Origin of the sequence: Lewinella sp. IMCC34191, assembly GCF_003390935.1 — a bacterium.
In the GTDB taxonomy this organism is placed as follows: Bacteria; Bacteroidota; Bacteroidia; order Chitinophagales; family Saprospiraceae; genus Neolewinella.
Map to the genome: position 1 here is coordinate 87,515 of NZ_QNQZ01000010.1, position 19,864 is coordinate 107,378.

Consider the following 19,864-nt stretch of genomic DNA (forward strand, 5'->3'; position numbering starts at 1 on the left):
AATGACCCGATTGATGGCGTTTCAGACTTAAACAACGGGAACAACCTTCTTAGACTAACCCCCTACCCTACATTCCCATTAACCTCCCGCAAAATCCCCAAAATTCGCCGACTGGAGGCTTGGTCAAACAACCCCAACACCCCCTCATCGTGCTGATCCGTAAACGGGGGCTCGAAGAGCATCTTCGGCTCGATGGTCCCGTTCTGGGTGAGGTAGCGGATGATGTTGTCGATGACGGTCATTTGGTCGGCACGGAGGGGGGGCGATAATCAAGGGGGAAAGGTAGGGAACGGGGGGATTCTGGTGGTTTATAGGTTGCGTTTCTCCTGCGCTCCGCCGCCATACAATTTTCAATCAGCCCACCAACCCGCAGTAAGACGGGGAAGGTGTAAAAGGGGTACAGACAAAAGTCCGATTCATTACATCTAGGGAGGACCGACCGGAAAGGAATTGAATAATTTGCTAGCGTGAAAGCACGCCATTTAATTGCTCGTGCTGCAACCGTGTCCGCGGGGGGCGGCAGGCTTATATTCCCTGCCTTCCGCTGAGTGTGCGGCGCGCTTTCCGATGTAAACAATACCGATGGCCGAATCCGTCAACATTCTCATCGAATTCCGAGCTGACGCCGAAGAATCCGCGTTTGCCCCGGATGAATTGCCTTCCCCGAAAAATAATATCCCTTCCCTTCGCCTCGATCCGGAATACCCTCCCATCCCTATGGAAGGCGAAGACCAAGGTTTTTTGCCGCCCGAGACTACGTGGATCCGACGGGCTACGATAGAAACTGGTGACCTGCCAATACTTAAAAGAGACCCGCGGGTAGTGGCCGTGTATCAGGATGCCCGGATAGCCCCCTTTGAAGTGCGCGACGGTCGTAAGGAGCCAAGTTCTTCGTCTTCCACTAGCTCTTCCTTTCCGGATTACGATTGCGATTTGAAAAACGGGAAAGGGGACTTCGACACCGTGTTGAAGAAAATCGGCGCAGATCGGTTGCGGGAAAATGGTATTACGGGAGAGGGAATTGCTGTCGGGATTGTCGATGCCGGTCTCCTTTCCGCCGAGCGGCATGGGGAGTACGGGGTACGGAACGTAACGGATGGTTGTCCGGACAACTGGGGAAATCGCGCGTACTGGAAAGGACACGGTGCAATGGTAGCCACCACTGTTCTGGCCATCGCTCCCGATGCGGAATTGTACGATATACGATTAAGCGACGACGCGTTGATTTCGGACGCCATACGTGGCTTTCAATGGGCAATGGATAGATACCAAAAAACGGGCAAGCCGCATATTCTTTCCAACAGTTGGGGGATTTACCATCGGGAAGAGAGTGAAGATTTCATCGAGTATGCCAGCTCCTTCGATCACCTCTTTACCAAAAAGGTGCGAAAGGCAATTGGATTGGGAATGATCGTAGTATTCGCGGCGGGTAACTGTGGAGAAAACTGCCCTGACTCTAGATGTGGCGAAAGTGGGCCGGGCAAAAGCATTTGGGGGGCTAACGGATTGGAGGAGGTGATTACCGTCGGAGCAATAAACTGCAACGACGGGGTTATAGGCTACAGCAGCCAAGGGCCAGCCGCCCTCCATCCCTTGAAACCAGATATTTGTGGACTGAGTCACTTTAACGGCTCTGATAAAATTTACACCGGCACCTCAGCCGCCTGTCCGGTAGTGGCAGGTGCCGCCGCCCTGTTGAAACAAGCGAATAATAAGCTGGATGGGTTACAGGCGAGGCGATTGTTCAATGAAACAGCCAGGCAAATCGGGGACGTAGCGGGATGGAACGCCAAAACCGGACACGGCTTAGTTCGAGTGGATACTGCCTGGGAAAAGATGCTGGACAGCGGTGGTGAATCACCTCACAACGCGGTCTGATTTACTTCACCAGAGCTTAGCTGATCCTACGCGCGTTTTCGCTCTATTGTCGCGACTTGAAAAGCCACAACCAAAAAAATAAGCTTACCCACGCATTCGAGAAAATGTAAATACCTTTTTGAACCACATCAACTTATACCGATGAATGTATTTCAAGCAAGTCTAGATAACTACGATCCTAAAAAGCCTTTAGCCGGCATGGACGGCACCACACCGGAAGGCAGTGTCGACCTGGATACATTATCTCCCACTTTGGTTAACGGCACATTCTGCTTCCGGCTCACTTCCGACCGAACTACTCCTTTTACATACAGTGAAGGCGAACGCCACAGGTGCCGACTACGTACTCTGGTTTTGCCCAGAAATATGTACCGCATTAAAAACGTAACGCCGGAGGGGCAAAAAGATATGGCAGAAACGCCATTATTGACAGTGGCGGAAGCGGATGAAGACGGCCATACGATCGAGTCAGGTGAAGTCCTGCTGGTCGACGTGTACGAAGATGGGGACATTCCCGACGATCCGGTGTATCATTCCTCCTTTGCGAAAATACATCCTTGTGCGTACGGAACGGTACCCGACATCGCCGACTTGCCGGCAGGCGCCACTCCTGTAATGGCCCAATTACTAAGTATGGCTGGCGGATATGGTACCTCCGGGGGTGGTGGAAACCCGTGCTGTAAGCTCACGCTGGCGTACGGACCGGACGGCAGCCGGACATATTTAGCGGTGATGTGGGATTGGGAAAAGACTTACGGTCGTCACGATCCAAAGCGCAAGGCTAAAAACAACCGTACCCACCTGGAAACGGTCTTCGCCGAGCTAAAAAAAGAGCTCAAAAACTCGCCTGTCCCCCTCCTTGCCACAGACGGCCCGGATGGGAGTATTGTCTGGCTCACTTTGCCTACCAAGAGCAAAAAGCACTTAGAGAAACTAGATGCCATCCTCCAGGAGACGGTCATCGAGAATGTGGACTTCCCCGTGCCCTCCCCCTATTTCTTCGACGGTCCCGATGTCGCGGTAAGTAAATCCTTTGGTAAAGATGTCTACGATCAATTGCAGAACCTAACTAACAATTAGCCCGGCCCAGAAGACGGGGGCAACCCACCTGCCGCCTAGGTCTCCGGACCGGCATTTGCGTTGGGCCCGCGCCAGGGCATCCTCGGCCGTGGCGCCCTCGAGCAGATGCTGGTAAAACTCAGGAAGAATAGCCGCCGTGGCCGCCGCCGGAATATCAAAAAGAGAGGAAACAACGTGGGGAACGCCCGCCTGCTTAAAATTGCGCCGGAGGCTAAATGTACCTTCCCGTCCGCTGGTAAATCCCTGCCCGCCGGAACAGGCCGCCAGCACGACCAGTCTGGCCGTAAGCGGAAGATGATCGATGCGCCGCCCGTTCAAACTGTCCGTGGTGCTTAGATAGAGGTGGTTTTCGTACAATTTTAATGGATTGCCGGTGGCGTGAACGGCTAGTTGTAGCCAGTCAAAATCTATGGCATCATGGAGTAGCGACCGCGAAGTGCTCTCCTCACCCAGGTAGAATCGGCACCGAAGTTGCGGATCCTGTTGCAGCTTATCCGTAAGCACTGAGAAGTAATTCGTCAAACCGGGGTGTACCCAAGATCCGACCGAGACGGTTTTGGCAGATGGTATAGGAGGAGTACGCGCAGCACCCGTCAGCGTGAAAGTTCGCCAACTATCCACCTGCCGGAGCGCATAGCGTTCCACCATCAGCTGCTTACCCGGTAACGGCAATGCCGCGAAAGGCATCAGGCCGAGGGTCACTGAAGGAGACAGGAGGATAGAGGTACGCTGCCGTAAGCGCTCATCGTACACCGGCCCGAAGATTGCATTAAACAGCGTATCAGCAACCGGAGAAATTCGGTTTACGTCGGTACAGGCTGCAGTGAATTCGGCTACCCAGTTCTGCAGCGTCCGGAGCGGCACGTCGAGTTTATACGCCAGCGCGGAATCCGCATCCACGTAAACGGCAAAAACATCGTCGCCCGAATCAGCGAACTCGATAAAGCACTGATCTCTACGCAGTGCGCGTTGGATATCTTCTACGGAAAAACTGAGTCGATCCGAGCGGTCGGTGACATTGGCTCTTTGGTGAAGTGAGTGAGCCTGTACGATCCGGACAAACTGATTGATCTCGGGTACGGAAAGTTTTAGATGTTTGGCGTACTTGAGCTTCAAACCGGCGAGGCTAACCTCGTTCGCGATGCGCTCTTCAGACAGCTGTTGCTCTTGTTGAAGATCCATGGACAACATGTGCGTTCTCCCCAATTCTAAAATGGTCAATAACGACTGCAGCGTTTCCGCGTTCCGGTGATAATCATGGTAGTGGAAAGCCGCGGTGAGCGCACGACGGATCAACCGCTCACCCAGCGTGGTGAGCCGGTTAAAAAGCGACTCTTCACTCACCGTTGCCAATGCATCCGTGTACCGCTTTACGGACCGTTGGCTATAGATGTAGGCTCGCTGGAGGTCGGTATAAGTACCCTCTTGCAGGTACCTTTGGAGGTAAATTTCTGCGTGCTCGGACACTACGAAAGAGCACCGGACATGTTGTGTACAGTCACTGACCTCCGAAATTGCATACTCCTTTGTACAACAATCAAAGTAATCCAACATATTACGACTACTTGCGAGGGCCTTATCGTAATCTCCAAGAAGAAGGCTCTCTCTACGGATACCGTAGAACCCCTCTTCAGTGATTATCTGCCGGAAATAGGGTCCCTTTGCTATCATCTGTTCGAAGAGGTATAGGGCCGTGTCCGGGTGGCCGTGAAGGAGTTGGTGTTTCGCCGGGGCCCGATGAACGTTGACGTAGCCGGGACGTTCAGTCGGGGCGGGGGGCAGCCTGGTCAGTATTTCAGGCGTTGGGTCCTCACCAGGAGCGTACCTGCTCAGTGCGATCTGGAGGTTTTCCTGAATAATCGATCGCCAGGGCGACGGCCGATCGCCGAGCAGGGTATAAGCTTCCACCAACGCCTCCAAGCCCCGCTCCCATTCCGCCAACCTATCTTCATCGATACGCAATATTGAACCCCGCTGCTGACGGGCGCTGCCCTGGATGTTCAGTAAAAGCGCCGTAAGCAACCGCTCTTCCTCTCTTGCCGGCGTAAGCAGACGGATGCCCGCGGCGGCCATTACGTCTACCTCGATCCAAGACCAGTCGAAGTAGGCGACGTAGGCGTGACACAGGTACTGGCGGGCGCGGAGCTGATCTGACCCGAATGCAGGGAAATTTGCCAGGGCTAGATCGGTATAATGACGGATGGAATCGGTGTAGCGAGTAAATTCGAAATGCAATAGCGCGGCATACTGAAAAACTTCGGTCCGAGTCGTGGCGGATATAGAATCCGAATGGGCGGAAACGTATGTAGCGAGCCAACGCGCGCGACGGAGTCCTTCTTGCAGATCCAGTGCGGCATAATCCGAGCGAAGTCGGGTCAGGGAGTCTGCAGCGGTAGTCTCATACCGAAACAGGGTCAAGGTTACCTCCTGATCCTGGCGGCAACCGCTTAGGTATACTAGCAATGGGAAGCAGACTAAGAATGCTGCTTTCGAAAAATGTACGAATTGTTCGAGCCGATATTCCAGCTTTGGCATACTCCTTGGGTAAATGACAGTACCAATAAAGCTACAAGCCTTGACTATTTCGAGTTGGAGGCATCGGCATGCGAACAAATTCTTGCCCAAATTCGGCTGTGGTCTCAGCTCCCGCTAGTTGCCATGGTGCTAGCAGTATCGTCGTCCACGGCCCGCTTCTAGCGGTAATCTAGCCAGCGGACCGGGTGGGAACATCATTGCATGGCCCTTGTAGCAAGATATTCCCACCCGGTAGCTAGTATAGTAGCTACCCCCGAAAGTGGAACTACATCGAGAGTCGTTGCATAGCCCTACCGCCCCTCCTTCACCACCCGTAGCGTAGTCATTTCCCCATCCACCCGGAACTGGAACAAGAGTAAGCCGTTGGGCAGCCCCGTCAGGTCCAGCGATCGACCGCTCTCTACCCGGGGGTAGTCGGCTAGTTGCCGGCCGTCGGCACCGAAGATGCGGAGGGTGGGTTGCTTATCGGCTAGTTGGGTGCCGTAGGTGACGGTGATGTTATTTTGGGTGGGGTTGGGGGAGAGACGGATAGCGCCTTGTGTGAGGATTTGGTTGGTGCTGGTGGTGGTGCAGCCTTCGGTGGTTTGGAAAACTAGGGAGTAAAGTTGTTGACTAAATTGACTATTGCTTTGCGCGATTACCTGTACATAGTATAGTCCACTGTCTTGAGCGATTAAATAAATCGGATCGCCCGGTTGGTCTTGTTGTAATTGCACTTGGTCATATGTTGCATTATAAGCATAAAGAGATATAAATATATCCGGATTTGCATTGCCGAAATCGATAACTACTGTATCGCTATTATCCACTAAAACGCTGTATATATCTTGATCCCCCTGAGGAAATATACTAGCATAAATTGTGTCGCAAAGTGACACGGTGGTAGCCAAGGCAAAGTCGTTATTGCATTCATACAAATCCATAGTATCCAGTACTACGGTTAGGCGGTAGGGTTCCCTACTCGTTTCATTGTCTCCCCGGTCCCGCAGGCGTACGTAATAGGTTCCCGGGTCACAGAGTAACTCAGTCAAGTTCACCGGGCCGTCATTCGACCCGTAGCGCTGAAGAATTTCCCGTTCGTCCGCCCCGAACAGGGTGATTTCCATTTCAATACCACCCCGTACACCGGTAACGTCCGCGATGACCGATCCCGCACGCGGCACTTCGAACGCAAAGAAATCGGCGTCCGCGGTGCCCAATATCTGACCGTCAACGAAGGCTCCGAATTCGATCGCAGCGGCCTCGTCGAAGTTGTTGTTACACTCGTACGTATCCGTGGTATCCAATGCTACGGTAAGGCGATAGGGTTCCCGGCTCGTCTCATTGTCTCCCCGGTCCCGCAGGCGTACGTAATAGGTTCCCGGGTCACATAGTAACTCGGTCAGGTTCACCGGACCGTCATTCGACCCGTACCGCTGCAGGATTTCCCGTTCGTCCGCCCCGAATAGCGTAATCTCCATTTCGATGCCTCCCCGGACGCCCGTAACGTCCGCTACGACCGACCCCGCACGCGGCATTTCGAACGCAAAGAAATCGGCATCCGCGGTGCCCAATATCTGACCGTCAATGAAGGCTCCGAATTCGATTGCAGCGGCCTCGTCAAAGTTGTTGTTGCACTCGTATGTATCCGTGGTATCCAGAGCTACGGTAAGGCGATAGGGTTCCCGGCTTGTCTCATTGTCTCCCCTGTCCCGCAGACGCAAGTAATAGGTCCCCGGGTCACAGACTAACTCAGTCAGATTCACCGGACCGTCATTTGACCCGTACCGCTGCAGGATTTCCCGTTCGTCCGCCCCAAATAGCGTAATCTCCATTTCGATGCCTCCCCGGACGCCCGTAACGTCCGTGACGACCGACCCCGCTCGCGGCATTTCGAACGCAAAGAAATCGGCGTCCGCGGTGCCTAAAATTTGACCATCAATGAGTGCTCCAAATTCGATTTGAGATGCATCGTCAAAGCTGTTGTTGCATTCGTAAACATCTGTGGTGTCCAGTACGACGGTCAAGCGGTAGCGTTCAGGGCTCGTCTCGTTGTCGCCGCGGTCCTTTAGGCGTAAGTAATACATTCCCGGTTCACAAACCAACTCAGTCAGGTTTACCGGCCCGTCATTCGACCCGTAGCGCTGCAGGATTTCCCGTTCGTCCGCTCCGAGTAGCGTAATCTCCATTTCAATACCACCCCGGACGCCCGTAACGTCCGCAATGACCGACCCCGCACGCGGCACTTCAAACGCGAAATAATCATTATCCCCAATAGGATCGATTGACCCTTCTATACCGGCGGCGAGTGCCTCAAGCGAAACGACCGTAGCCTCGCTAAACCCATTATTAGGCTCATTCCCATCCTGCCCGAAAATCAATGAGCAAAGTAAGAGGGCCGGAAAAAAAAGTAGAATTCGTTTCATATTACAAAGGGGGTTTAGTTCAGTTGGCGGCAACCGAATGGGAGTAGAAAGAATGGATATGCTGGATACCACCCGATAAGCCGGGATGGTCAGGCTGGCAGTGCAGCAGTTACATGCGGGGCGTAGTTCACCCTTCCTATCCGTAGGAGGTGGGGAGGGCGAGTCATTCAGAGTCGGTATGTGGGTACGGAGTCCGGAAATCGCCTCAGAATGTTTCGATGAGGCGTGCGGTCATCTTTTTAGCGGTGTTCGTCGTAGTGTGCAACAAATATATACACCGCTTCATAGTATAGAAAGATATTCTGACAATATTTTTCTCAATACAAAGAATATTTTTGCCAATTCATCTATTGCAAATATACTTGTCTTAGCAAATATTATTTAATCTGCAGCCCACTTTTGCGTACCGTATATGCGAAAATCTTTACGGAAAAGCGCATATGATTGATGGGCATATGTACATATCGATCTCGGTAATACCCCTTATCCTGCGCTCCGTCGCCAAAAAATGAAGGCTGAGGGTATAGCCGGGCAGTACCCGCTATCCTTGGCTGCCTGCTACCGCAGACGGCGAAAACTGCCCGGCAATTCTTAAGTTTGAGGCCAAACCACTGACGTTCTGCCCCTTAGTCACCAGCTCCCCCTAACCATGCGCTACTACCTCCTACTGCTCTTTGTTTGCCTCCTAACCCTCCCCACCACCGCCCAACGCGGCAAAAAAGCCACCCCCGAGGAAGAACCGGCTAAAGAGGAAACCCCCACCCACCTCCAATCCAGCACGTACAGTGCGCTCAAGTGGCGCAGCATAGGCCCCTCCGTAACCTCCGGACGCGTAGCCGACTTTGCCATAAACCCCGACAACCCCAGCGAGTACTACGTAGCCACCGCCTCCGGCGGCGTCTGGAAGACCGTAAACCGGGGTACCACCTACGAGCCCCTATTCGACAGACAGGGCTCGTACTCCATCGGCTGCGTATCGCTAGACCCGAATAATCACCAGACCGTCTGGGTAGGCAGCGGAGAGAACAACAACCAGCGCTCCGTAGGCTACGGCGACGGGGTCTACAAATCCACCGACGGCGGGAAGTCGTGGAAGAATATGGGCCTGAAGGAGTCAGAGCACATCGCTAATGTTCTCGTGGATCCCACCGATTCCGACATCGTCTGGGTAGCCGCCTACGGACCCGTCTGGAGCAACGGTGGCGACCGCGGCGTCTATAAATCCACCGACGGCGGGGAAACCTGGGAAACCAGCAAGCAAATCAGCGACTACACCGGCTGCAACGACCTTCGCATGGACCCCCGCGACCCCAACGTGCTCTACGCCGCCTTCCACCAGCGGCAGCGCAAGGTGTTTACCTACCTGGGCGGCGGACCGGAATCCGGCCTCTACAAGACCACCGACGGCGGCGTCACCTGGACCCAGCTCAAGGGCGGCCTCCCCGGCGGCGACCTCGGCCGCATCGGCATCGATGTCTCTCCCGTTAATCCCGACGTGGTATACGCCGTAGTCGAAGCCCCTGACGGCAAGGGCGGCATCTACCGCAGCGACAACGGCGGCGAAAGCTGGAGCAAGCAGAGTGGCACCTTCACCAGCGGCAACTACTACCAGGAGCTTACCTGTGACCCGGTTAATGTTGACCGCATCTTCATCACCGATACCTACTATAAAGTCAGCGACGACGGCGGCAAGACCGTCCGCAACCTCGGGGAACTGAACAAGCACATCGACAACCACGCGATCTGGATCGATCCCGCTGATACCGACCACCTCCTCGTGGGCTGCGACGGCGGCGTCTACGAAACCTGGGACTTCGCCGGCACCTGGCACTTCAAAGAGAATCTACCCGTAACCCAGTTCTATAAGGTGGCGACGGATCAGTCCGGGCCCTTCTACCACGTCCACGGCGGTACGCAGGACAACCTCAGTCTCGGCGGCCCCAATAAGAACACCAGCGTCAACGGCATCGTGAACAGCGACTGGTACATCACCAGCACCGGCGACGGCTTCGAATCCCAGGTCGACCCCACCGACCCGAACATCATCTACGCCCAGGCGCAGTACGGCAGCCTCAACCGCTTCGACCGGCGCAGCGGCGAACACCTCTACATTCAACCTACCGAGGGGGCTGACGACGAGGCCCTGCGCTGGAACTGGGACGCCCCCCTGACCATCAGTCACCATCAGCCGACGCGGCTGTACTTCGGCGCCAATAAAGTATTCCGCACCGACGACCGCGGCAACAGCTGGCGCCTCATCAGCCCGGACCTGACGCGCGGCATCGACCGCAACACCCTGCCGGTCATGGATCAGGTCTGGAGCGTAGACGCCATCGCCAAGAATAGTTCCACCTCCATCTTCGGGCAGACCACCACCATTGCCGAAAGCGCCCTGGACGAGAACCTGCTCTGGGTCGGCACCGACGACGGCCTGCTCCATAAAACCACCAACGGCGGCGAAAGCTGGGAGAAATTCGACAACCTCACCGGCATCCCCGACATGAGCTACGTCAACCAGGTCATCGCCGGGCTCCACGACCGCAACGTGGCCTACGTCGCTTACAACAACCACAAATACGGTGACTTTAAGCCCTATCTCCTGAAGACGAGCGACGGCGGAGCCACCTGGACCAACATCGCCGGCACCCTCCCCGAGCGCGGCAGCGTCTACACCATCGCCGAGGACCACGAGGATCCCGACCTGCTCTTCTGCGGTACGGAATTCGGGGCCTACTTCAGCCCCGACGGCGGCGAAAACTGGGTAGAGCTCGGTAGCGGCCTCCCCACCATCGCCGTGCGCGACATCGAGATCCAGCGGCAGGAGAACGACGTGGTGATCGCTACCTTCGGTCGGGGTTTCTACGTGCTGGACGACTACAGCCCCCTCCGCAACCTCGACGAGCAGACCTTCGAGCAGGACGCGGCCCTCATGGCCACCCGCGACCCCTGGCTGTATATCGAACGGGCACCCCTCGGGCTGCGCGACAAGGGCCACCTCGGCAGCAGCTACTTCCGCTCCGACAATCCGGAATATGGCGCCGCCTTCACCTACTACGTCAAGGAGGTACCGAAGACCATCAAGGAACAGCGCCAGGAACGCGAGCAGGAGATCATGGCCCGCAAGGAATCCGTCTACTATCCCAGCATCGACTCCTTCCGCCTCGAGCAGCGGCAGGAGGATCCCTTCCTCCTCTTCACCGTTCGCAACGCGGAGGGTGAAGTCGTTCGGCAAATAAAAAGGGCGGCGAGCGCAGGTTTAAGCCAGATCCATTGGGACCTGCGCTATCCCCCTGCGGACCCGGTCAATGGTCGCTACACCCCTGCACCGGATCAACTCTTCGGTAGTGCGTCCATGGGCCCGCTGGTCCCCCCGGGCAACTACACTGTAGCCATGAGCCAATTCTTCGACGGCGAACTCACCGAGCTGGCCGAGCCGGTCGAATTCCGCGTCAAGTACCTCGACCAGGCCACCCTCCCCACCGAGGACTGGGATGAGTACGACGCCTTCGTCCGCGACGTGATGGACCTTAGCAAGGCACTCAGCGCCGTCTCCGGTATTCGCAGTAACCTCGACGATCGACTGGATGCCCTGGAAACCGCCGCCCTGGAGACGACCGCCAGCCCCGAAGCCGCCCTTACCTCCCTCTACGACCTCCGCGAACGACTGGCCAACTTCACCACGGAACTCTACGGCGACCGTACACGTAGCTCCCTGAAAATGGAAACCGCCCCCTCGGTAGCCGGCCGCATCGGCAGCGTCGAGTACGGGATGTGGAATGTCACCAGCGATCCCACCGAAACCTTCAAGGAAAGCTACCGGGTGGCCGCCGAGGCCTTTGCACCTCTCCTGGATGAGTTGAAGGCCATCGATACCGACGTACGCAAACTGGAACAGGAACTCGAAGCCGAGGGCGCCCCTTACACCCCCGGCCGCTGGCCCGACTGGTCCCGCGAGTAAGCTCCAGCCGTCCGCCGAGCGTAGCTCGTCTGCCGGCGGGTCGACCGTAGTTTAACCCACCTATGAAAACCGCGCTGCACCGTTTCATTCGCCTTCTTCTTCTCGTCAGTCTGGTACTATTTCTGGGTGTTCGCAGCCTGCTTCCCAAGTTGATTTACAAGCCGTACAGCCGGCCCTGCCCCCGAGTGGAAGCCGAGGCGATCACTACCCGCACCTTCACCCCCCGCTCCCGGCATCTTACTGCCCGCCAACGTGATCACGCCCGACAGCCTGCGGGGTACCGTGCTCCTGATCCACGGTAAGAGCGGTTGTAAGGAGCGCTATTACGACCTACAGCAGCAGTTTGCCGCCATCGGCGTTCGCACCTTGGCCATCGATATGAGAGCCCACGGCCGCAGTGAGGGCGGTTACGCCACCTACGGCTACTACGAAAAGAACGACGTAGCCGCGATCGTCGACCAACTACGGGGAGAACCGGGCGGCGACCTTCCCATCGGGATCCTGGGTAAATCCATGGGCGGTGCCATCGCCCTCCAGGCACTAGCCGCCACCGACCAACTCGACTTCGGGGTCATCGACGAAACCTTCGCGGACTTTCCCGACGTCACCAAAGACTACGCCCACCGGTACTTTCGCGGCTGGCTCCCGCAGCGGATCACCGACTACACCCTTAACCGGGCCGCTGAAATCGCGGACTTCAACCCAACGGACGTTAGCCCCGAAATGGCCGCGGAACGTATTACCGTTCCGATACTAATGTCCCGCGGAGAGAAAGACACCAACATCCCCGTCTCACACGCCTACCGCAACTTCGAGCATCTGGGCTCGACGGACAAAACCTTACGCATCATTCCAAGCGGCACCCACGGCAACTATCCCGCTCCCGAAGGAGCGGCCTACCAAGCGGAAGTGCTCGATTTCGTTAAACGGCATTTGCAGTAAGTGTCCCCTTCCCGCCCCGATCATTTCTCTTAAAATTTCGGGCATGGGGTGTCGGGGTGGTCACTATCTCGTTCCAGTCGAGCAACTTTCACATACAATTTATGCAAATTCGTTTTTCCCGGTTCTTCCCCTTACTCCTGATTTTCGGCTTACCGGTGGCCGGCTTTGCCCAAAAAACGTACGAGCCGGGTTACCTGATTGACGGAAGCGGCAAACGGGAGGCGGTGGAGATCCTAAATAAAGATTGGCGGCATAATCCTGCGGAAATCCTGGTTCGACGGACTGCGGACCAGGAGCCCATTACCGTCCCGACGCAGGCGCTTCGCGAGTTTGGCATCGACGGAAAAGCCCGGTATATCAACCGGCACGTAGCCATCGAGAAATCTTCCGTGAGCCGTAGTACCCGCAGTACTACCCGCCCCGTTCAGGAAGTCGAGCGTGTGCTGCTCAGAGTGGAAGTGGAAGGCAACGCATCGCTCTATAGCTACCTCGCACCGCGGGTGAACAAATACTTCATCTCACTCGACGATAGCCAGTTCACCCAGTTGGTGTATACCGTCCACCGGGCGTCAGACGGCAACCTCACGGAAACCCGCACCTTCGTCCGGCAACTCGATCGGATGCTGGCCTGCGGGAACGCATTTTCCGTTCCTAGCGATTTGAAATATCAGCTCGACGACCTACGGGACATCGTCTCCGCCTACAATACCTGCGCCTACGCCGGCCCCCATACGATCTACGAAAATGAGCCCGCCAGAGAAAATTCCTTTCTCGTTACCCTGCAACCGGGCATATACCACACCGACTTCAAGCTTACCGACCGCGAGAACCACGAGCGCATCGTGGATTCTAAAAACCGCTCGGTCCTCCGGCTCGGCGTGGAAACCGAATACATGTTCTCGTACGGCGGCCATACCCTTTCCGCGATCTTTCGACCGAGCTATTACCGCTTCTCCGGTCACGCTACCCCTACCGAATCTCCGGAATCCGAATACATAATGGAATATGCCGCCCTGGATCTTCCGGTAGCCCTACGCTACCACCATCCGCTGCAGGAGGACATCAACGTCTTCGCCACCGGCGGTATCGGCCTGCTCGCGCCCTTCGGCAAGCTGCACGAGAACGGCCAGGAACTATCGAAAATGAAGGGCACGTTATCGGCCTGCGCCGAAGTAGGCGTGCGCTACCGGGGTCTGTACAATCTGGCCATCGGCTACGAAGCCCACGGGAATACGCTGCCCGGCGAAAGCCTAAGTGCCCGAACGTCGGGGCTGCGGATTACCACCGGCTATACGCTGCCCTAGTGCGTAGACGATGCCATCGAGCATGCGAGGGCATATTCATATCTTGAAGGGATGCACGTAAAAATGATCCTGCCGGCACTCGCCGAAGCGGAAAGCCCCTTCTGGCGGCCCATCAAATATTCGCTTTTCCCGCCGCTCGGATTGGCTACGCTGGCGGCCTACCTGCCGGATGACTGGGAGGTAGACTTGCAGGACCAGCACGTAGAAACGCTTAGCCTCGATGATCGACCGGATCTTGTCATCATTCAGGTTTATATCACCAACGCTTACCGGGCTTACCGGATAGCGGACCACTACCGCGCTCTCGGCTGCTATGTCTGCCTGGGCGGACTGCACGTTACCTCACTGCCGGAAGAAGCCGCTCCCCACGCCGATTCTATCTTCTTGGGGCCGGGAGAAGAGACCTTCCCCCAGTTTCTGACCGATTGGCAGCGGGGGGAAGCTAAGCCGGTTTACTTTTCCCCGAAGCGCACGCTGGCGCAGGTGCCGCCCATCCGTCGTGACCTGATCAAGCGCCGTCGCTATCTGGTTCCCAATTCCATTGTCGTAACGCGGGGCTGCCCGCACCACTGTGATTTTTGCTATAAGGATGCCTTCTTTACGGGAGGCAAATCCTTTTACGTACAGGCCGTAGACGATGCGCTGGCCGAAATCGAGCGGCTGCCGGGACGTCACCTATACTTTTTGGACGATCACCTGCTCGGCAACGCTAAATTCGCTACCGCCCTCTTCGATGGTATGCGGGGTATGAACCGGGTTTTCCAGGCGGCCGCCACCATCGATAGTATCCTCCGGGGGAATCTCATCGAAAAAGCCGCGGCGGCGGGTCTGCGGAGCCTATTCGTGGGCTACGAAACCTTTTCTCCGGAAAACCTCCGACAAAGCAACAAAAAGCAAAACCTCAAGAAAGATTACGAGGCAGCCACCCGGCGGCTCCATGACCTAGGTGTGCTGATTAACGGAAGTTTCGTATTCGGCCTGGACGATGATGAAACCGACGTGTTTCGCCGAACCGTTGACTGGGGCGTCACGAACGGCCTGACCACCGCTACCTATCACATTCTGACGCCCTATCCCGGCACCAAACTGTTCGGAGATATGGAATCGGCCGGTCGGATCACCACCCGCAATTGGGACCTATACGATACCCGCCACGTCGTTTACCGAACCGCCAAACTCTCGCCCGAAGCGCTAAAAGAGGGTAATGACTGGGCCTACCGGAATTTTTACAGCTGGCCTAATGTATTTGCCGCCAGCAATGTCCACCCCACCGTGAAGCACAAAATGAAGCACCTGCTCTACTCCGGGGGTTGGAAAAAATTCGAGCCCCTTTGGAATTTCCTCATCAAAACCGGCAATCTCAATAATATGCTGCCGCTGCTAGAAGGTATCCTGAGTAAGGTCAGACAGCCGTCTTCTACCGCGCCGGAGGGGCAACCAGTGGGCACTCTCACCGTTTGAGTACCGCATGCACCTACCCTGGCCGAATCAAATGACCTGCCTACCGCACCAGGTTCACCCGTCGCATCAGCTCCTCCCGCTCCCCGCGGCTCACGGGTATGGAATCCTGACCGATGACCAGGTGACCGTCGGCTACCGCATCGATTTGCCGCAGGTTAACGAGATAGGATCGGTGCACGCGCAGGAAGTCTTCGGAAATTAGTTGTTCGGCCAGCCGCGCCAGCGATATACTGAGGGTGTATTCCGTTACGGCCGTTTTAATCAGGCAGTAGGCGCGCTCGGCCTTTACGTAGCAAATATCCTTCAAAAACACTTTAACCATCTGGTCTTTATGTCGCACGAAAATGCGGTCGCGTAGCACCTGCGGTTCTTCCGCCACAGTAGGTACACGCGTACCCGACGCAGCAGTTGCGGATCCCGCGTGCAGCTGTACCGCCAGGGCGATGGCCCGGTGCAGTTTGGTTTCGTGGAAGGGCTTTTCCAGGAAGGCGTGTGGCGAAGTCCGGCGTGCTCGCTCAAAGGTGGTGGCATCCGTATTGGCCGTGAGGTATATGGTCGGGATACGAATGCCTTCGGCTTCCAGGATGGCGGCCGTCTCTATGCCGTCAAGCTCCCCCTTCAGCTGAACGTCCAGGAGCAGAATATCGGGCGGGTTCCTTCGGCAGTGATAAAGGGCCTGCTCGCCACGGGGTAGGATACCCGCTATGCCGTACCCAAGTTTTTCCAGGTACATGCTGATATTGGCGGCGATGATCATCTGATCTTCCACTATCAGGACGGATACGGGTGGAGACACGATCGAGGGTTTGTTCCTTTAAAGTACAACCGACGGTCTTTTTACCTGCGCTCCGCCGCAAAATTATTGGAACGGGGATGGTCCGAAGTAGGGATACCTACCGGTCATCGCGCAATTGAGTTGCCGCCCTTCTTGGGTGCACCAACGCGTTCACTGCAAATGAAATTTTATTGGGGTATAGCACCTCACGGCCGCGGCCTTTCCGTCTTGTATGGCCGGTTGCCAGCGCGGCATATCTTCAAAAACGGCCAGGGCGGCCTCGTCACAACCAAACCCCAGGCGCTTGTGGACGGCAAGATCGGTCATTCGGCCGTCAGTCTGGACGGTATAGCTGATGACTACTTCGCCCTCCACTGCATAATCCAGCGCCAAATCGGGGTAGCGCAGTCGCCCAGCGATGTAGGCTTCCAGGGACAGTTCCGTCCCCTTTAGCCTGGGGGCCGCATGAACTGCTGCGTCGATCGCCGTGCGCGCCGGCTGGTTGTCGGCAGTGGTTTCAGAGGCGGGAAAGTAGGCTGTTACCACCTGGGCGGTGAGGTCGGCGGTAACCAAAAGCCACAGGGCGAGGGCCAGGAAGGTGAAGAGTATTTTCATTGCGCAGGGATTGAGTAGTGAACTACCCCGAACTACGTATCTCCCTAGTCGTGAAGCCAGCGATACTTTCCGAACCGTCGTATTCCCTTTCCGAATGGATGAGAAGTGGCCGTTAGCGGTCGTTCCTCGCCCTTTTCCCTTCCCATCGCCAAAGTGTGCTCAGTATACACCTGCCAGTAATCCCCGCCAGAGCGGAGCGGTGGAGAAGCCGGTGTAGGTCGAGCTATGGGAGCATGCGAGGGCGATACCCCCCCAAAACACTAGCTACTGACCGACTTCAAATCACAAAATAAAAATATGTGATGCAGCGCTACGGACACAATTCCCGCGGATTAACTTCGTAGAGGCAGACCCGTAGATCCCAAACAAGATCGTTTGGGCCAACCGTCGCCATCTACCCTGATGACTAATGCACCTTTCTCTCTGCGTTACTCCCTTGTCTTAATCTACCTCCTCCTTTTTTCGCTCTTACCGGCCCAGCAACGTTACGAACCAGGCTATCTGGTGGAAACCAGCGGGGCGCGCACCGAAGTGCTTATTCTCAACAAAGGTTGGCGCTACCACCCCAAAGAGATATCCGTGAAGACCTCCGACGACGGTCCCATCACTGTCCGCGCCACGGACGAATTGGAAGCGTTCGGCATTGACGGTAAGGCCCGGTACGAAAACCGGGAGGTTGACATTGAAAAGTCATCTACGGACATCAAGGTACTTTCGGATAAGGTACCCCAAGCCCAAAGGGAACGAACCCTGTTGCGCGTTGAGATTGCCGGGCCGGCCACGCTCTATAGCTACCTTGCTCCCCAAGTGACCAAATACTTCCTGGCCGTCGGTGAGGAAGTGCCGAGTCAACTGACCTATACCCGCGTGTTGCAGGACGGCCAGCTGTTTGAAAACCGCGGCTATGCCAAACAACTCGCGGATGCGCTGCGCTGCGATCCGGATTTTCGCATCCCCACCCGGGTAAAATATACGCTGAAGGAATTGGCGGGGATCGTCAGCGAATACAATCAGTGCGTTGGCCAACCGTATGTCAGCTATAATGATGCACCCTCCGACCGCAAGCCGCTTCGCTTCACCGCCAACCTGGCCGCCTACCGTACGTCCTTTCAGATGAAGGACCTAAGCGACGACGACGCACTACCGGAAATGGACCATCAGTTGATCCCACGCGTGGGTGTGGATATGGAGTATACTCTACCCTTCGGCGGCCACAAATTCGCTTTACTCTTCCGGCCGGGCTACTACCGGTACGCTACTTCCAGTACTTACCAAAGACGCGGCCGCGAACACGCCCTGGAGGTTGCATTTGACGCGATCGAACTGCCCGTCGCCTTCCGGTATTACAGCTTCCTTTCCGGTGGCCTGCAGCTGTTTGGCACGGTTGGACTGGGCCACACCTTGACCCTGGGAAACATCGACCGGGAGTCTCACTACGACCTGCCTATGCACGGTATGTTCTCCTTCACCGGAGAAGTCGGGATTCGCTACCGTTCTCACTGGACCCTGGCCGGGGGATACCGTACGCACTCCAGCAGCATCCGCCATAATACCATCACCACCGACTTCCGGGTGCCCTACTTGCAGGTGGGCTATACTTTCTAGGGCGCTTTGGGTTCGGGCGGCGGAGCGCAGGTAAAAAAACCGTTCCGGCAATAGGCCCGATATTCACCCCATGACGCCCAGTCCCATTGTTGTCGGTATTATGAAGATGGACGTCGCCGGCCGCGACGACCGTGACCTCAGTCACCTCACCAAACGCGCTACCGAGCGCTTCACCCGGTACGTGGAGCGGGAACCCCGGCTGCAGGTCACTTCCCTCACTTTCGACGGGCCGCCCCTCACGCCGCGGGAGAACGGGTACCAGGCCCTCGACTTCGTGCAGCTCGGCATTCAGGAAAAAACGGAGCGCCGGCTGGCCTTCCTGCTCATCGTCACCGAGGTGGAGATCGCCGCGCCATCACTATCCTACCTGCTGGGGCTCCCTTCCCAGCTGACCAACGTGGCCATCCTCTCCACCCGCCGGCTTGCCGACCTCGGATCGGCCCAGACCACCGACCGGGAATTAATGGCCGAACGCCTCGGGTCGCTCATGCTCCATTGCTTCGGCCGGCTGCTGAATTTGCCCTACGCCGCGGAGCCATCGAGCTTTCTCGCGCGAATCGAGGTCCCCGCCGACCTGGACAAGATGCGGCAGTTTACGGACGAGCAATACAATCTCATGGCCTCCCGCTTACCGGAAGAAGCTAACGACCGGTACTCGAGCGGCAGCCATCTGCTGTTCTTTCTGCGGCAAACGATCGGCAACGTACCTCGCATTGTTCGGGGAGCGCTGCGTGCTAACCCCCTGCGGCTGGCTACCCGTCTGCCACGGATGATCGCCACCGCCCTTTCCGCTATCGTGCTATTGATCTTCGGGGCCGAGACGTGGGATTTTGCCGCCTCCGTTGCTCCGACCCAGCTGACGGTATTCGTCGTGTCCAGCTTTCTGGCGGGCACCTTCGTCCTCTACCGGGCATTTTCCTTCCGGTTGGTCGCGACCCGGCGGGGAGACATCTCGGAAAGCGCCGTCGTTACGGCCGGAGCCACCGCCCTGGCTCTGGTGCTTACGCTGCTCTGCCTATTCGTGTTTTTCGGCTTGCTGATGTACGGCGTCGTCCTCTTCGTTTTTCCCGACCCGCTCATGAGTACCTGGACGTCGGCGCGCGACGGGGCCACCGTGGACGCTCATGTCAGGCTGGTCATTTTTCTGGCCGCCGTGGGTATTCTATCGGGTTCGTTGGGTGGGTCGGCCGACTCGCGTTCGGTGGTGCGGAATGTGTTGTTTGCGGGGGATGAGACCTGAGGCGCTGGCGCGCCATTTTTCACCACAGAGGACGCTGAGGGGTTCACAGAGGAATCACGGAGGGCG

The 19,864-nt window shown here is 56.6% G+C and carries 13 protein-coding genes; 8 read left to right on the forward strand and 5 right to left on the reverse strand.

What is annotated here, in order from left to right; genetic code table 11:
- Nucleotides 1-62: 62 nt before the first annotated feature.
- A complete protein-coding gene (locus tag DRW39_RS17900; RefSeq protein WP_116108451.1) occupies nucleotides 63-242 on the reverse strand; it encodes a type I restriction-modification enzyme R subunit C-terminal domain-containing protein in 180 nt (59 codons plus the stop codon).
- 340 nt (nucleotides 243-582) lie between these two features.
- Here DRW39_RS17900 and DRW39_RS17905 point away from each other — a divergent pair, with 340 nt between their 5' ends.
- Both DRW39_RS17905 and DRW39_RS17910 read left to right on the forward strand, forming a co-directional pair.
- Nucleotides 583-1,878: a S8 family peptidase gene (locus tag DRW39_RS17905; RefSeq protein ID WP_116108452.1), complete on the forward strand. Its 1,296-nt coding sequence runs from the start codon at nucleotides 583-585 to the stop codon at nucleotides 1,876-1,878.
- A gap of 141 nt (nucleotides 1,879-2,019) precedes the next feature.
- Complete coding sequence (locus tag DRW39_RS17910; RefSeq protein WP_116108453.1) at nucleotides 2,020-2,958, forward strand: hypothetical protein; 939 nt, start codon at nucleotides 2,020-2,022, stop codon at nucleotides 2,956-2,958.
- Here the strand turns inward: DRW39_RS17910 and DRW39_RS17915 are convergent.
- Both DRW39_RS17915 and DRW39_RS17920 read right to left on the reverse strand, forming a co-directional pair.
- Nucleotides 2,944-5,193, reverse strand: a complete 2,250-nt coding sequence (locus tag DRW39_RS17915) for a CHAT domain-containing protein (RefSeq protein WP_157976200.1) — start codon at nucleotides 5,191-5,193, stop codon at nucleotides 2,944-2,946. The genes DRW39_RS17910 and DRW39_RS17915 overlap by 15 nt on opposite strands.
- A 590-nt stretch (nucleotides 5,194-5,783) precedes the next feature.
- On the reverse strand, nucleotides 5,784-7,898 hold the full coding sequence (locus DRW39_RS17920; RefSeq protein ID WP_116108455.1) for a T9SS type A sorting domain-containing protein: 2,115 nt from the start codon (nucleotides 7,896-7,898) through the stop codon (nucleotides 5,784-5,786).
- Between the two features lie 649 nt (nucleotides 7,899-8,547).
- Between DRW39_RS17920 and DRW39_RS17925 the strand changes: the two genes are divergently transcribed.
- From DRW39_RS17925 to DRW39_RS17940, 4 genes are all read left to right on the forward strand, one after another.
- Nucleotides 8,548-11,856 carry a VPS10 domain-containing protein gene (locus DRW39_RS17925; protein WP_116108456.1) on the forward strand — a complete coding sequence of 1,103 codons (3,309 nt, stop codon included), beginning with the start codon at nucleotides 8,548-8,550 and terminating at the stop codon, nucleotides 11,854-11,856.
- Between the two features lie 240 nt (nucleotides 11,857-12,096).
- Nucleotides 12,097-12,798 (forward strand): alpha/beta hydrolase, encoded by a 702-nt coding sequence (locus DRW39_RS17930; protein WP_410503603.1) that lies wholly within the window; start codon nucleotides 12,097-12,099, stop codon nucleotides 12,796-12,798.
- A 101-nt stretch (nucleotides 12,799-12,899) separates the two neighbouring features.
- A complete protein-coding gene (locus DRW39_RS17935) occupies nucleotides 12,900-14,102 on the forward strand; it encodes a hypothetical protein (RefSeq protein WP_116108458.1) in 1,203 nt (400 codons plus the stop codon).
- A 51-nt stretch (nucleotides 14,103-14,153) separates the two neighbouring features.
- On the forward strand, nucleotides 14,154-15,563 hold the full coding sequence (locus DRW39_RS17940) for a B12-binding domain-containing radical SAM protein (protein WP_116108459.1): 1,410 nt from the start codon (nucleotides 14,154-14,156) through the stop codon (nucleotides 15,561-15,563).
- Nucleotides 15,564-15,603: 40 nt separating this feature from the next.
- Here the strand turns inward: DRW39_RS17940 and DRW39_RS17945 are convergent, their stop codons facing one another.
- On the reverse strand, nucleotides 15,604-16,359 hold the full coding sequence (locus DRW39_RS17945) for a LytR/AlgR family response regulator transcription factor (protein WP_116108460.1): 756 nt from the start codon (nucleotides 16,357-16,359) through the stop codon (nucleotides 15,604-15,606).
- Between the two features lie 150 nt (nucleotides 16,360-16,509).
- Entirely contained in the window at nucleotides 16,510-16,953 is a 444-nt protein-coding gene (locus DRW39_RS17950) for an energy transducer TonB (protein ID WP_116108461.1), read from the reverse strand.
- A 402-nt stretch (nucleotides 16,954-17,355) separates the two neighbouring features.
- Here DRW39_RS17950 and DRW39_RS17955 point away from each other — a divergent pair, with 402 nt between their 5' ends.
- Together DRW39_RS17955 and DRW39_RS17960 are read left to right on the forward strand one after the other, a co-directional pair.
- On the forward strand, nucleotides 17,356-18,558 hold the full coding sequence (locus DRW39_RS17955) for a porin family protein (RefSeq protein WP_116108462.1): 1,203 nt from the start codon (nucleotides 17,356-17,358) through the stop codon (nucleotides 18,556-18,558).
- Between the two features lie 70 nt (nucleotides 18,559-18,628).
- Complete coding sequence (locus tag DRW39_RS17960) at nucleotides 18,629-19,798, forward strand: hypothetical protein (RefSeq protein ID WP_157976202.1); 1,170 nt, start codon at nucleotides 18,629-18,631, stop codon at nucleotides 19,796-19,798.
- The last annotated feature ends 66 nt before the right edge of the window (nucleotides 19,799-19,864 follow it).